Annotated in this window: 11 protein-coding genes, 3 pseudogenes and 1 riboswitch; of the genes and pseudogenes, 7 read left to right on the top strand and 7 right to left on the bottom strand. The window is 40.9% G+C overall.

Annotated elements, in window-relative coordinates; translation table 11 throughout:
• Window positions 1–200 precede the first annotated feature (200 nt).
• Complete coding sequence (locus tag GQS54_RS20865) at window positions 201–341, bottom strand: AAA family ATPase (RefSeq protein ID WP_166425854.1); 141 nt, start codon at window positions 339–341, stop codon at window positions 201–203.
• 1,179 nt (window positions 342–1,520) lie between these two features.
• On the opposite strand from GQS54_RS20865, the pseudogene GQS54_RS23470 reads away from it, so the two are divergent.
• Window positions 1,521–1,664 (top strand): annotated as a pseudogene (locus GQS54_RS23470) (transposase); the annotation flags it as partial.
• A 119-nt stretch (window positions 1,665–1,783) separates the two neighbouring features.
• Here GQS54_RS23470 and GQS54_RS23345 read toward each other — a convergent pair.
• Window positions 1,784–2,382, bottom strand: a pseudogene (locus tag GQS54_RS23345) (IS3 family transposase); the annotation flags it as partial.
• Window positions 2,383–2,442: 60 nt separating this feature from the next.
• Here GQS54_RS23345 and GQS54_RS20850 point away from each other — a divergent pair.
• Window positions 2,443–2,880, top strand: a pseudogene (locus GQS54_RS20850) (transposase); the annotation flags it as partial.
• 123 nt (window positions 2,881–3,003) lie between these two features.
• The gene (locus GQS54_RS20845) at window positions 3,004–3,768 is read left to right on the top strand and encodes an SDR family oxidoreductase (RefSeq protein ID WP_166425851.1); all 765 of its coding nucleotides are present in this window, start codon (window positions 3,004–3,006) and stop codon (window positions 3,766–3,768) included.
• Window positions 3,769–3,938: 170 nt separating this feature from the next.
• Here GQS54_RS20845 and GQS54_RS20840 read toward each other — a convergent pair whose 3' ends face one another.
• The 5 genes from GQS54_RS20840 to otnK all read right to left on the bottom strand — a co-directional run bounded on the left by GQS54_RS20840 (window position 3,939) and on the right by otnK (window position 8,236).
• Entirely contained in the window at window positions 3,939–4,337 is a 399-nt protein-coding gene (locus tag GQS54_RS20840) for a hypothetical protein (RefSeq protein WP_166425850.1), read from the bottom strand.
• Window positions 4,338–4,726: 389 nt separating this feature from the next.
• On the bottom strand, window positions 4,727–5,374 hold the full coding sequence (gene ribB / locus GQS54_RS20835) for a 3,4-dihydroxy-2-butanone-4-phosphate synthase (protein WP_166425849.1): 648 nt from the start codon (window positions 5,372–5,374) through the stop codon (window positions 4,727–4,729).
• 138 nt (window positions 5,375–5,512) lie between these two features.
• A riboswitch (FMN riboswitch) is annotated at window positions 5,513–5,689 on the bottom strand.
• Between the two features lie 329 nt (window positions 5,690–6,018).
• Complete coding sequence (locus tag GQS54_RS20830) at window positions 6,019–6,315, bottom strand: antibiotic biosynthesis monooxygenase family protein (protein WP_166425848.1); 297 nt, start codon at window positions 6,313–6,315, stop codon at window positions 6,019–6,021.
• A gap of 8 nt (window positions 6,316–6,323) precedes the next feature.
• Window positions 6,324–6,962 carry an aldolase gene (locus tag GQS54_RS20825; RefSeq protein WP_166425847.1) on the bottom strand — a complete coding sequence of 213 codons (639 nt, stop codon included), beginning with the start codon at window positions 6,960–6,962 and terminating at the stop codon, window positions 6,324–6,326.
• Entirely contained in the window at window positions 6,953–8,236 is a 1,284-nt protein-coding gene (gene otnK, locus GQS54_RS20820) for a 3-oxo-tetronate kinase (protein WP_166425846.1), read from the bottom strand. Before otnK ends, GQS54_RS20825 begins: the two co-directional genes overlap by 10 nt.
• A 387-nt stretch (window positions 8,237–8,623) precedes the next feature.
• Here otnK and GQS54_RS20815 point away from each other — a divergent pair, with 387 nt between their 5' ends.
• The 4 genes from GQS54_RS20815 to GQS54_RS20800 all read left to right on the top strand — a co-directional run bounded on the left by GQS54_RS20815 (window position 8,624) and on the right by GQS54_RS20800 (window position 13,174).
• Window positions 8,624–9,730 carry an isocitrate/isopropylmalate family dehydrogenase gene (locus GQS54_RS20815; RefSeq protein WP_166425845.1) on the top strand — a complete coding sequence of 369 codons (1,107 nt, stop codon included), beginning with the start codon at window positions 8,624–8,626 and terminating at the stop codon, window positions 9,728–9,730.
• Window positions 9,731–9,823: 93 nt separating this feature from the next.
• On the top strand, window positions 9,824–10,831 hold the full coding sequence (locus GQS54_RS20810) for a tripartite tricarboxylate transporter substrate binding protein (protein ID WP_166425844.1): 1,008 nt from the start codon (window positions 9,824–9,826) through the stop codon (window positions 10,829–10,831).
• On the top strand, window positions 10,782–11,636 hold the full coding sequence (locus GQS54_RS20805; RefSeq protein ID WP_240920028.1) for a tripartite tricarboxylate transporter TctB family protein: 855 nt from the start codon (window positions 10,782–10,784) through the stop codon (window positions 11,634–11,636). Before GQS54_RS20810 ends, GQS54_RS20805 begins: the two co-directional genes overlap by 50 nt.
• Window positions 11,636–13,174, top strand: a complete 1,539-nt coding sequence (locus GQS54_RS20800) for a tripartite tricarboxylate transporter permease (RefSeq protein WP_166425842.1) — start codon at window positions 11,636–11,638, stop codon at window positions 13,172–13,174. The genes GQS54_RS20805 and GQS54_RS20800 overlap by 1 nt, the downstream gene beginning before the upstream one ends.
• The last annotated feature ends 8 nt before the right edge of the window (window positions 13,175–13,182 follow it).

Raw genomic sequence — 13,182 nt, 5'->3', positions numbered from 1 at the left:
CCAATTATCTGGAAGCTGTATTAACAGCGGGATTCAGTAGCATGATTAATTAATAAGCATTCATGCGGTTGCCCTGGTTAACCAGCTATTTCCAAACGCATTAATCTCAGTCCAGTTAGATATAGTGAAGTCTGAAATTGAAATTTTTCTGCCAACTTTACCGAGGCCTGATTTACTGGAACCAGAGTATTTATCGCGATCTAAAAAAATATTAACGCGTCCATCGCAGAGGTCTTACCGCTATTATTAGCCCCAACTAAAACGGTTTGTTGACCCGAAAAATCGATTTTTACTTTTTGAAGTTTTCTAAAGTTTTGAATGCCAACGAGAGTTATTTTCATTAATTAATGTCCGTATAATAAACGACTATTTCCGAATGAATTGTTGTAAGCGATAATTTGAAGTTACGATTTATTTCAATAATTATAAAATCTTAGCAATTTTACGTTAGCAATAATCAAGACTTTACTCAATTAACTTGAATATATCTAAAGTATCCCTCTAACATATCAACAGGCGGATGAGTTGCCCGTACATTTGGGAGGTTTTTTGCAACTTACATAAGTATAAATCTAAGTTGTTAGAATACTGGCATATAATTAAATTTGAATGCGGATTATCTCTTCAAAAAATAATCCGACATACTTAATTAATGTATTATATTTTTAGATATCTTTTAGGAATATCTCTTCTTCCCAGTGCCCATGTTTGTCCCATTCGGCCCGCCAAATAATAAAAAAGCCCCTACGTTTTTCGTAGGGGCTTTTTTATTATTTCGGATTTACGAGGATTTGATTTGAATCCTTAGGGTCGACGATTTTGTCAGGAATAAAACGTACCGCCCTTAGGCGCCCGAAGGGGCAGGCACAGGGATGTGCCTGAGGACATCCCTGTGCCAATCACCCTCGTTTTAACTTCTTTACATAACTGCCAGGGCCTTGTTGTTTCTAGGGTTTAGCGGATTGACCTTGCGTGCCAACTGGTACAAAAGGTTGGTACAAATGAGGTTAATGAGTTCTCCATTCAAGCATCCAAAATCCGCTATTTACACCCTCAGAAAAGGCGTACTGAAACGTCTAACTCCTATCATTGGGAAAGCTGTATTTAAGCAATCACTCAAGCCCGCAATAGCAAAGATTTACATGAAGCCAAAAGCCTAATCATTCCCTTGCTTGCAGATGTTGATAACCAAATACGACTAGCAGAACTGTAACTCAAAGGTGATAATCCCAACGAGCTAAGCCTAAGAGATTGTCAGATCATAGCTAACCGTTGGTATACTCATACAAGAGAAAAGATTCAGGCTACAGATAGCTATGAAGACTTTCTTGTGTACCACAATAAGGGAAATGAAGACCTTCACTGGGACTCGAACGGCGAGGACTTTCTGATACGCTAAGTTTAAGGAGCCCTGAAATACAACGAGATCTTCCCCTAACTTTGTAGACACTTTTTACTTAGAAACTGAAGTAAGGTAAAAGTGTTATGAGTAAATAATATCCCGATAAATTTAACAAGAAGCCGTTCGCCAAGTGGTTGAAAAAGGCTATTCTGTACCTGACGTTTCTAAACGTTTAGGTATATTTGATAAGTCACTCTATTACTGGATGAGTAAGGTAAAAGTACCTGCTAGCCAATCGACAGATCCAAGGAATGACACATAAGGTCTATCGCTATGTGAGTCAGAAAGCTCGGTACTTTATTGGTACCATGTTTCAAGCATGAATCATCAATGAATGATTTACACCATGAAACAGAGCACATACATTATTACTATCGCTATGAAAAGCACATTCTTAGGTCGCCCACGGCTTTCAAATGCCATTGTTAACGCCTGGCAGGTTAAATTACTATCAGGCGAATGGCTCATAGACCAGCCAACAGGTTTTCTTGCAAACAAGTCCATCACAACGGCTAAATACGCCCAACGGTTACCAGTCAAGATAAACGTCACATCACCGCACCACGCTTGATCAGGCGCTGTTACCGCAAACTGTCTATCCAGTAAATTAGGAATAGCAACATGCTCTTTAGTCGACTTTTTATAAGCATGTTTAGGCACCTGACCAAATCAACTTGTTTCATCAATCTTGTTGGTCGACAGCGCGATAAAGTAACATTATGGGCATAATCGTCAGTAACCATATCCGCAACAGTTCTTGCACCCGCGGAGCCATTACTCAAACGATGTGCTTCCCTGACTAAACTGTGCAACTTAGCCGTTTCAGGAGATAGACGATTATCACGTTTAACCCAGTATTTATAGGTGCTGCGGTGAACCCCAAATAATTCACACAGCCAATTGGTTGAATAACGGCTTTTATTGCTCTGACTCAGTTTCTCGACTAACGCAAGTTGTTCATGGACTCCGACATCAACAGAAGTGGTCTAATTTATCCTGACACTCTAGTTAATAGATAATTCTCAGAACTGGAGTGGATGATAAATACTAGAAGAAAATATTCAAAAGAATTTAAGTTAGATGCGATCAGCTTGGTATTAGAGCAACAATATACGCGGGCTGAAGCCGCCCGCATTTTGGAACTGAATCCAAATTCAATCACTCGCTGGATAAAAGAGCTCGAGCACGAGCAAGACAATGATGGTCAGGCGTTTCGCGGCAATGGCAAACTGACACCCGAGCAAGAAGAAATCCGTGCGCTCAAAGCCAAGGTTCGCCAGCTTGAAATGGAGAAAAAAATTTTAAAGGAAGCGACGGTCTTCTTCGCCAAATAAATCAAATAAAATACCAATTTATTGCCCAAAAGAAGAAGACCTATCCCATCGATACCATGTGTCGATTGTTGGGGGCAAAGCGCAGTGGTTATTATCGCCGGTCAGATAATGAATAACGATATTGACCCAATCCATAGCGAGATGAATGGGTGTGGCTTAGATTCTAAATTTATTCATCTTAATGATGCAATGTTATGTAGATAGCCTATTTTTTCTTTTTCTGGTGGGCTGGTAGTCTAGAAATCAATAAAAATTGAGAGTAAAAAAATGATTAATCAAAATTCGTTTTCAGACAAAATTGTTTTAGTAACAGGTGCGGCAGCTGGGATAGGCGAAGCAACTGCCCGGGCTTTTGCAGCACAAGGTGCAAAGGTAGTGTTGGCGGATATAGATAAAAATGGTGAATTAGTTGCACAAGACATATGCGCTCAAGATAACTTAGCCGTTTTTCATACTTGTGACGTAAGTGATACTAAATCGGTAAAAGCGCTTTTTGCCTTTATTCAAGACTCTTTTGGTCACCTAGACATCGCATTTAATAATGCGGGTATTGATATTGAGTCAGGTAAGTTGGCAGAGGGTAGTGAAGATGTGTTTGATAAAATCATGGACGTCAATGTTAAAGGTGTGTGGTTATGTATGCAGCAAGAAATTCGTAGCATGCTTAAAACTGGGGGTGGTTGCATAGTGAATACTGCGTCTGTTGCTGGTTTAGGTGCAGCGCCAAAAATGAGTATTTATGCGGCCAGTAAACATGCAGTAGTAGGGCTGACTAAGTCAGCGGCAATAGAGTATGCGAAAAAGGGGATTAGAGTTAATGCTATTTGCCCTGCTGTTATTGATACGAATATGTATCGTCGAGCGTTAGCGGGGGATGAAAAAAAGGCCCATGCAATTGGCACCATGCACCCCGTGGGCAGAGTAGGCACCGTGGAAGAAGTCGTCGGCGCGGTATTGTATTTATGTTCTGATTCGGCAGGTTTCACCACCGGGACTACGCTACCTGTTGACGGTGGCTCAACTGCGATTTAAAGAGGAGCTAAATAACATGGGCGCGTAAGCTTATCGTTTCATCTCTAGCAGGGCGTAAATATTGATTAAACAGCTGGGCGTCGCTCATTGGGAAACTATTCAGACGTGTAGACAGAAGCTAGCCCTAGCAATTTACCCCGTGCAATAAAATTAGTTCGACAGAGCCATCGCTACTTGTATGTCACTTTAGCTTTATTTTTCAATCTATCTTTGTAAATAGGGTACAAGTTATAGGTAGGATAAAACTCGGTGGTGAATGCTTTCCAAGCCGTCTTCTCTATAGCAAGGTTAACCTCATTAAGCTGGTGTGCAGGAACCTCTAAAGTAACGACTTGCCCAATACCCATCATGACATACCAGCTTACAACAGAAACACCTTTAGGCGGAAATGCATCAAAGAAACCTTGTTCGGTCAATATTTTCTGTGTTTCGTCTAACTTTTTACTTTGATCGTGTTTCAAAAAGACGGTTAATAGAATTGAATCTTGCGGCTGCACATCAAATTTCTCCTCTGCCAGAGAAGTAAGGCTGGTAAAGAGCAGCATAAAAAATATAAATAATTTAGTCATAAGTTTTCCATTTTTTAATAAAAACAATACTTTAACATTAGTAGTGTTTCGTATGTCACTAGTCTATATTCTCGGCGTGTTGCCGTAATAGTTAATTTATTAAAAAGCTATTTTTTGTAATATTATAAATATTAAAAAAGATTATAGAAGCATTAAAGCACGATAAAATACTAAATTTAAAGTTAATCAACAAGAATAGGATGATTGCTTTTTCTAGTGGTAAGCTTACTAAAAATAGTTTAGTTATTATTCTCGATGTGTGATTTGAAATGCTCATTATCAATGAGGTGGTTCGAAAGGTGATAAATTTGTTTTATAACAAATATATACGGTAGATATATTGATGTGATATTTAAATTAAGCCACTTTTAAAGTGGCTTAATTAACAACTAATAATTCATATTTAACGTTCGGTATTTAACTATATCTTCAATGCTTAAAACTATCATTTCATGTTTTATCGCAAACTGACATATTTCAGGCAACCTTGCCATTGTTCCATCTTTGTTGGTCAATTCGCATAAAATTCCTTTCGAATTTAATCCTGCAAGTTTAATTAAATCTAAGGTTCCTTCAGTATGGCCTCTTCTACTCAGAACACCCCCTCCATTGGCAAGTAAGGGGAAAATATGACCAGGAGTATTAAGGTCATCAGCATTATTATCCGGATTGGCTGCGGTTTGAACGGTACGAATCCTATCTACTGCCGAAACACCTGTTGTAACGCCATGTTTCGCTTCAATTGACACTGTATAAGCTGTTTTATTACGGCTGGTATTAGCGGAAACCATTTGGGGTAGGTTAAGCCGCTCCACATCATCTTGCTCTAAAACTAAACAAACAATACCGCTGCACTCTCGGATCATCATCGCCATTTGATGTTGCGTAATATGCTGGGTGGAGAAAATAAGATCGCCTTCATTTTCGCGATCTTCATCGTCTACTAATAGTAGACCTTTGCCGGATTGAAGTGCATTTATTGCAGATTCCACTCTTTGAAAAGCGGTTCCGAATTGACTAAGTAGTGACTGACTCATGGTAAATTTCCTCTTTGGTTACCAGAATCAGGGCGCGAAGAGGCACAGAAGATATCTTCTGTAAACAAACGATTCATTTATCCCTTAGTAACCCTACGGCAAGCCGCATAATAAACTAAACGATAAAAAAATGGGTCGTCTTAAACTCTCTCATCCGGACTATAACCGTCGGCTCTGGAGTTTCACCAGATCTGCTGACCTCTTATTGTTAAATAAAACAATCAAGAGCGCTCGCGGGCTACCTTAAAATAAATCGGAAATGATTACTTTTAAGTTACCGCCGGTGGGGAATTTCGCCCCGCCCTGAGATTAAAACAATTTATATGCGGTTAATATAACCGTATGTTGAAATTTACTATTGAATGTTACTGTGTGCAATAAAAATTTAGTACAAAAATGTATGATTTTATGTATTACATTATCATTCTTAATTTATATTTAGTTGATGCATAAAGGTGACTTTTAAACATCTATTAATGGCTGTTCGAAACTCGAATTTTTGATTAAATTTTATAGCGTGAAGTAGAAAGTCATACTTCTATTCTTGAGATAAAGGATAAACAACGAGGTAGATACATAATAAAAATTGCGCAGAATGGTCGTTTAAAACTACGCAAAATCAGAATAATATACGTCTCTGAAAATTACTTTAAAGGTCTCGCAAGCTCGTAATTTTCTACTTCTTTTGACTCTATCCAATTGGACGTTTTTTGATCAAAACTTTTGAAATGGCTAGTCATTAAGTGTTCGTCAAAGGATTTGGCTGTCTCATAGACTTCATATAAGAATATTTCATTGTGGTTTTCTTGACTCATGCACACATCGAAGTAATGACACTCAGGTTCAAGATGTATGGAATTTCTTGCTTGTATTTGCACGGCTTCCATAAATTGAGCTTGGAAAGTCGCTTTAATGATAAATTTTACGGTCACTACAAACATAAATATCCTTAAGGTTTTGCGTTCTTTTTTAGGTGGTTTATTTGGCTGTTGGTCAGTAAACGGGGCTGCTTAGTGCTAAGCATAAATGCTAATTTACAGCTTTCTTCTAATTCCTCTATCCCATAGACACACGCATCTATAGTTTTTGCAGACACAATTGGTCCATGGTTCGCCATTATCACGCCCGCATGCTCCTTTGCGACTTCACCTACTGCTACTGCCAAACCCGTATCGCCGGGAGCGAAATAAGGTACACAGGCGATCGCTCCCAGGCGCATAGTTAGATATGGTGTATAAGTGGGGATACAGTCAGCCAGACTATCTAAAGGCAAGCATGACCATGCTGTTGCGTAAGTAGAATGTAGATGAATAATACAGTTGTCTTGTGGACGTTTATCGTACATGGCTTTGTGTAATGTAAACTCTTTTGACGCCTTACTACCACTTATTAAATTGCCGGCATGATCAATAACGGACAGCTCATTTTCCCTTAAGAATCCGAAACATGTATTTGTTGGGGTGATTACCCAACCGCTGTCAATGCGAACACTCATATTCGCTGAGGCGCCAGAGGTTAACCCGCGCTCGAAAATAGAGCGGGCATATTGGACTATTTTTTCTTTTGCAGTTTGTTCGTCTATTGACATGTCAGTTTCTCCAGCGCAGTTTGAAAGAATGTGTGGTCACCAAAATTCCCTGATTTCAATGCGAGATTGATAATAGGGGGGGTAATGGAATGCAAAATTGGAACGCCAGGGCTTACGCTTTGGCCTATCTCTAAAGCATGAATGTCTAACGTCTTAACTACAGCGCCCGAGGTTTCACCGCCGGCTACAATAATGTTTTTAAATCCAGCCTGAATACAATCACGAGCTAACTTAGCTAACGTTCCTTCTAATAGAGTTTGGGATTTTTCAAAGCCGATTTCACTTTGTACCTTACTGACTATTTCTTTAGTGGACGTAGTATAAATTAATGGTGCTGCAGACTTGTTTTGCACTGTCCAATCGAGAATTTGTTTATAGGTTTGCGTTTGATTAAGCAGTTTGAAAGGGTCGATATAAAGCGCTGGATGTTTTTGTTTATATTGCGCTACTTGTAGCTGAGTCATTGTAGAGCAGCTACCACTGAGTATAACTGTTGGGCCACCAGGCAGACGCGCAGCTATTTTTGATGAATTTGGTACATGTCCATATTTTGTAAATTCACTGCTTAGGTTGGTCGCTAAGCCTGAGCCGCCCGTGATAAGCGTGAATGCTTCTACATTGCGCCCGATGCGTTCTAAATGCGTAGTACTTAGGGTATCTAACACGATATATCGATATTTTTGTGCAGCATCAAGTAAAGATTGCCTAAGAGACGCCTCATCTCCTTCGATACAATAATAGGGAATATTAACCGCTTTACCTTTCCCTTGAGCTTCAATAAGACGTACGACAGAGGAGTCTTTCATGGGCGTTAAAGGGTGATCTTTTAAGGAGCTCTCATTTAAGGGCGCATCCCCGACAAAAAGGTGCCCCATATACACAGTTCTCCCGTTAACAGGAAGTGCTGGACAAACAATCGTACTTTGAAGCTCTAGGGAATCAAGTAAAGCGTCTATTACTGGGCCAATATTTCCATCAGGCGTTGAATCAAATGTTGAGCAGTATTTAAAGTAAAACTTTCGACATCCCAATCCTTGAAGCCAATGTAAGGCGGCGAGGGACTTTTCGACGGCAGTATGAGCATCTACAGTACGAGTCTTTAGCGCGATTACTATAGCGTCATAACCATCCAACTCTAGATCAGAGTCAACTTGCATGCGGTTCAGTTGCAGGGTTCTTAAGCCACTATTTACCAGAAAGCTGGCTAAATCTGACGCCCCTGTAAAGTCATCAGCGATACAACCAAGGATGGGTTTCTGTAGGTGATTTTTCATAACGCTTTTTTCCATCTAAGTGACAATTAACAAAAATATACATTGACTTCATCATGTCACTAATTTTAAATTAATGTATACATTGAGTTAAGGTTAACTTATACATTGATTGATTTGCAATACCTATCGCTACTAAAAGTAAGCATAAACAATGTGTCTTGAAGATGGGTTGAAGCTGTTTAGAAACGCAGGTAATTGTTATCGCCAACAACCTAAAGGTATTTCAGATTAATAAGGGAAGTGACGGATAAATTAAGCAGCTTAAATGACGATGAGAAAGCTTTAAAACACATTATCGAAACGATGATGAAATGCTAGTTGCGGTGATCAAAAGCGTCTCGATTAGCAAGCATTAACACTTAATAATTTAAAAAAATTGGGGCTAACATGAGCGGCAAAACGCAATTCACGATTACAGTATTTCCAGGCGATGGTATTGGACATGAGGTCACGCCTCCTTGTATCGACTTACTAAATAAAGTGGCCGAAAAAGTGGGAGGATTTACCCTAAATTTTATCTCTTTTGAGGCTGGGGCGGCATACTATAAAAAGACTGGCGTATCTCTTCCTGACGAAGCGTTAGAACACGCTCGACAATCAGATGCAACATTATTAGCCTGTATGGGGATGCCAAGTATTCGATACCCCGATGGCCGAGAAATTGCCCCGCAGTTGGAGCTACGTGAAAAGCTTGATCTTTTCGCCGGTGTTCGGCCAGTAAAAACGCTACCAGGGTTACCTTTACCTCTGCAAGATGAGCGTGCTAAGAATTTAGATTTTGTATTGATCCGCGAAAGCACAGAAGGACTTTTTGCTAGCCGAAGTAACTTCACTATTAAAGGTGAAGGGGCTGATGAAGCCGCTTTTGATACACAAAAAATAAGTCGCAAAGGTTGTGAGCGGTTATTCGACTTTGCGTTTAATTTTGCAAAAAGAAGAAAACATAAAGGCTATATAGGAAAGGTGACCTGTGTGGATAAAGCGAATGTGTTAGGTTCGTTCTATTTTATGCGCCAAATATTCAATGAAATAGCCAGCAAGCATACTGAGATAGAGGCCGATCACGTGTATGTCGACGCTGCTGCTTTGCAGATGGTGAGTAAACCATGGATTTTTGATGTCATGGTCACTGAGAATATGTTTGGCGACATTCTATCAGATCTTGGTGCTGGTTTGATGGGAGGAATGGGCATGGCACCGTCTGCTGATATTGGTGAACATAATGCTGTTTTTCAACCCTGTCATGGAAGCGCTCCAGACATTATTGGGCAGGGGAAAGCGAACCCTACCGCTATGTTTTTGTCAGGCGCATTAATGCTGGATTGGTTAGGGAGTCAATATGATAACGCGGCAGCAATTCAGGCTGGTCAATTGATCAATACGGCAGTTGAGAATGCTTATGCGAGTTCAAATATCCTTCCTTATGAACTAGGTGGTGCTTGTGGAACTGATGAAATCACGCTAAGTATCTTGGCGGAAATCGATAAGCTTTAAATGGCTATCGTGGCTGACTATTGATTATTCGCAAACGCCACTAACCATTGATATAGCACACTCTTCACTAAGGCAACGACACGGAGAACTATTATGCTAAGAACGTTACTTATATCTTTATTATTTTTTCTATTTATCAGCGATGAGGCCGATGCTCAGCAGGCCTACCCTAAGCGACCGATTACAACGACTGTTGTTTGGTCCGCTGGTGGCGGAACTGACGCGGTAAATCGGGTAATCATGGCTGAAATGTCGAAAGAACTCGGTGTGCGTATCAATGTTACTAATAAAGCGGGTGGGGTGTCTGGTTCAATCGGCATGAGCTCCACTTTAAGAAAACGCCCCGATGGATATAATTTGGTTGGTCTGGCAAGTTCGAATGTATCTGCTGCGGTTAATGGTGGATGGAGAGAGAAATTCGATGTGTGGTATCCCTTCATTGTGGGAAGTTCTCCAGATGTATTATCTGTTAAAGCTGACTCGCCCTACCACTCACTTGCTGAGTTGGTAGCTGCAGCTAAAAAGTCTCCCGGGAGCCTAAGAGCAAGTGCAGGAGGATTGGGCAGTAATCATCATTTACATTTACTGGAACTCAGTAAAATAGCCGATATTGATTTGAGCTTTATCCCTTACTCTGGGTCAGCTCCCTCGCAAACTGCTGCGATAACTGGCGAAGTCGATTTAGTTATTACGTCAATGGCCGAACAAGCCCAATTAATTCGAGGTAATAAATTAAGACCATTAGCTATGCTGCATCCCGAACCGTTTGAGATGCTAGATGGCATAAAGGTTCCTAGTGCTTTTATCGAATTCCCTGAGTTATCGAAAAACTTGCCTATTAGTCAAGCGATTGGCTTTGCTGTTAATAATAAGGCGTCTGCAGTAGTCAAACGTCAACTCGCTGATGCTTTTAACAAAGCAATGGATTCATCTGAGGTTAAAGACTGGGCACGGCTGAACTATTATCAGTTGGACGGTTTGTATGGTGAACCTGCACAGCAAGAATTTTCTCGCTTAGAGTCGCTTTTCGCGTGGTCCTTAGAAGCACTTAATGCCAACAAGGTGTCACCTGAATCGCTCAATATTTCGCGACCAAATTGATATGACACAGGAAATTCACCATGTCGCAGAAATGGACGAGACAAGCCGTGCATTAGCTCGTGCGAATTTTAAAGTTGGGTTAGTGTTACTGATAATTAGTGTCACCCTTTTTGTGCATACATTATCGTTTCCAATGACTGGCTCATACGGTGGTGTAGAAAATCAGTGGTATGTCTCACCGGCCTTATTTCCACTATTGGTGCTCAGTATATTAATCGTACTGAGCGGGATATTGATTATAAAAATGTGGAAGGAGTGCGATTACTTTAATGCTCCGACTGCCAGTAGAGGCACCAAAAATTTTAAGGATCGAAAAAACCAAGATAAGTGGTATGTCATCCTCCTTTTATGTGTCTATGTTTACGTTTACATTCCTTCGGCTGACTTCTATTTGACCACGTGTTTATTCTTGCTATCGCTTATTCTCAGGTTTTACCTGCAACTGACTGGAATGTGGCGTGGGGTTCTGTATATCCACTTCCCGCTGGCATTAACCCTGCTGAGTGTTCGAAGTGTAAACAGTGACGTTTTTAGTTGGTTTTTAGCTGACAGTATTGTCGATGAACCACTTATTTTGATCAACGACTTATGCTGTGCTGCTGCGTTATGTGTATTGCTACTCGCCAGTGTGATTAATTTAAAGGATGAGCCAGCTAAGCTGCTCAAAGTTTGGGTATACAGCTTGTTGATACCCTTGATCTTAATTTGTGCTTTTAGTTTCTTACTTTATGTGCCTATGCCTGTTGAATATGGCACTGTTTCGAGTTTTCTGAATTATCTCGTCTACGATATTTTAGGAGGTTGATGACTATGATTGACCAGTTTTTACAGTTTTTTAGTATTCTTTTTGACTTAGTTTCACAGCCCAGCAATTTGTTAATACTTTTTGCTTCGAGCTTTATTGGGATTTTGTTTGGGGCGATGCCGGGACTAACCGCCACCTTAGGTATCGCCTTATTAACTACTTTAACGTATAGCTTAAACACAGATACCGCTCTTATATCGCTGTTGGGTATGTACGTGGGCGCGGTATATGGGGGGTCCTACCCGGCTATCCTTTTGAATATTCCCGGCACCCCCGCTGCCGCTGCTACTGCGTTGGACGGATACCCGATGGCTAAACGCGGAGAAGGGGCAAAGGCATTAGGCTTAACGACTACCGCTTCGCTGATTGGTACACTTATTGGTCTGGTTTTCTTAGTGGTTTTATCCCCTGCTATTGCCACTGTCGCTCTGCAGTTTACGTCTTGGGAATTTTTCTTATTAGCTTTATTCGGCATTATTATTAGCGGCTCCATTACCAGTCAAGATCTCGTTATAAAAGGTTGGATAGCGGGTTTCTTAGGATTATTTTTGTCCACAATTGGTCGTGATTCGCTGCAATATTTTCCACGCTATACGTTTGAGCAAAGCCAGCTCGACAGTGGGCTTGAAATTGTTCCTGTATTGATTGGGGTATTTGGAATACCTCAAGTTATCCGTGTATTGAGTGATCGAGAAACATTAGGCAAACTCACCAAATTATCTCGCGTGCTGCCTGAGCTTGCTGTTATCAAGCGCAATATTAAGCATATATTTCGCTCTGCCTGTGTCGGCGTAGGTATTGGTTCAGTGCCGGGCATTGGAGAAGATATTGCGGGATGGGTGAGCTATAGCGTTGCTAAAAAAACATCCAATCCTGAAGAGCAAAAGAAATTTGGTCAGGGGGCTGAAGCGGCTATCGTTTCATCCGAGACGGCCAATAATGCGTGTGTAGGCGGGGCATTGATCCCACTGCTAACCTTGGGCATACCTGGTAGCCCACCAGCCGCGATGCTATTGGGCGCTTTACTGTTGCATGGCATTACCCCTGGGCCAACCATTGAGATTGATCATCCCAATTTTCTACTAGAAGTGACAGCGATTCTTTTTTTGGCATCGTTGGCGATGTGGGCAAATGGTATGTTGCTAGCTAAGCAAGTGCTTAAGCTATTGCAGGTGCCGCCTCCATTATTTATTCCTGTGGTCGGTGTGTTGTGCGTAATGGGTGCGTACTCTTTAGGTATCAACATTTTTAACCTTTACATCATGTTGCCTGTGGGCGTTTGTGCCTATTTTTTAAGTGAAATGAAGTTTCCCTTAGCACCACTCGTGATTGGTTTAGTGCTGGGGAGCATGGCAGATGAGAGCCTTAGACGCGCTTTGATGTTATCTGATGGTTCATTTTGGCCGTTATTCGACAGACCCGTTGCCGTTATTTTACTGATGATCATTGTGGGCTTCTGTGCAATCCAAATTCCTTTAGTTCGACGTGGTAGCTCTGCATTTGTGAACCGCTTTTTTAGACGTGCAAATCGTAAGTAGACGACATA

Origin of the sequence: Paraglaciecola sp. 20A4 (assembly GCF_011378905.1) — a bacterium.
Lineage (GTDB): Bacteria > Pseudomonadota > Gammaproteobacteria > Enterobacterales > Alteromonadaceae > Paraglaciecola.
Note: the sequence above shows the minus strand (reverse complement) of the source record. Positions and strands in the feature narration are given on the sequence as shown.

Excerpts from the sequence above, each read along its gene's own strand:
- GQS54_RS20825 (WP_166425847.1), bottom strand. The coding sequence starts at position 6,962 with ATGTCAATAGACGAACAAACTGCAAAAGAAAAAATAGTCCAATATGCC.
- GQS54_RS20815 (WP_166425845.1), top strand. The coding sequence starts at position 8,624 with ATGAGCGGCAAAACGCAATTCACGATTACAGTATTTCCAGGCGATGGT.
- GQS54_RS20830 (WP_166425848.1), bottom strand. The coding sequence starts at position 6,315 with ATGTTTGTAGTGACCGTAAAATTTATCATTAAAGCGACTTTCCAAGCT.
- ribB (WP_166425849.1), bottom strand. The coding sequence starts at position 5,374 with ATGAGTCAGTCACTACTTAGTCAATTCGGAACCGCTTTTCAAAGAGTG.
- GQS54_RS20840 (WP_166425850.1), bottom strand. The coding sequence starts at position 4,337 with ATGACTAAATTATTTATATTTTTTATGCTGCTCTTTACCAGCCTTACT.
- GQS54_RS20845 (WP_166425851.1), top strand. The coding sequence starts at position 3,004 with ATGATTAATCAAAATTCGTTTTCAGACAAAATTGTTTTAGTAACAGGT.
- GQS54_RS20805 (WP_240920028.1), top strand. The coding sequence starts at position 10,782 with ATGCCAACAAGGTGTCACCTGAATCGCTCAATATTTCGCGACCAAATT.
- GQS54_RS20865 (WP_166425854.1), bottom strand. The coding sequence starts at position 341 with ATGAAAATAACTCTCGTTGGCATTCAAAACTTTAGAAAACTTCAAAAA.
- GQS54_RS20810 (WP_166425844.1), top strand. The coding sequence starts at position 9,824 with ATGCTAAGAACGTTACTTATATCTTTATTATTTTTTCTATTTATCAGC.
- otnK (WP_166425846.1), bottom strand. The coding sequence starts at position 8,236 with ATGAAAAATCACCTACAGAAACCCATCCTTGGTTGTATCGCTGATGAC.
- GQS54_RS20800 (WP_166425842.1), top strand. The coding sequence starts at position 11,636 with ATGACTATGATTGACCAGTTTTTACAGTTTTTTAGTATTCTTTTTGAC.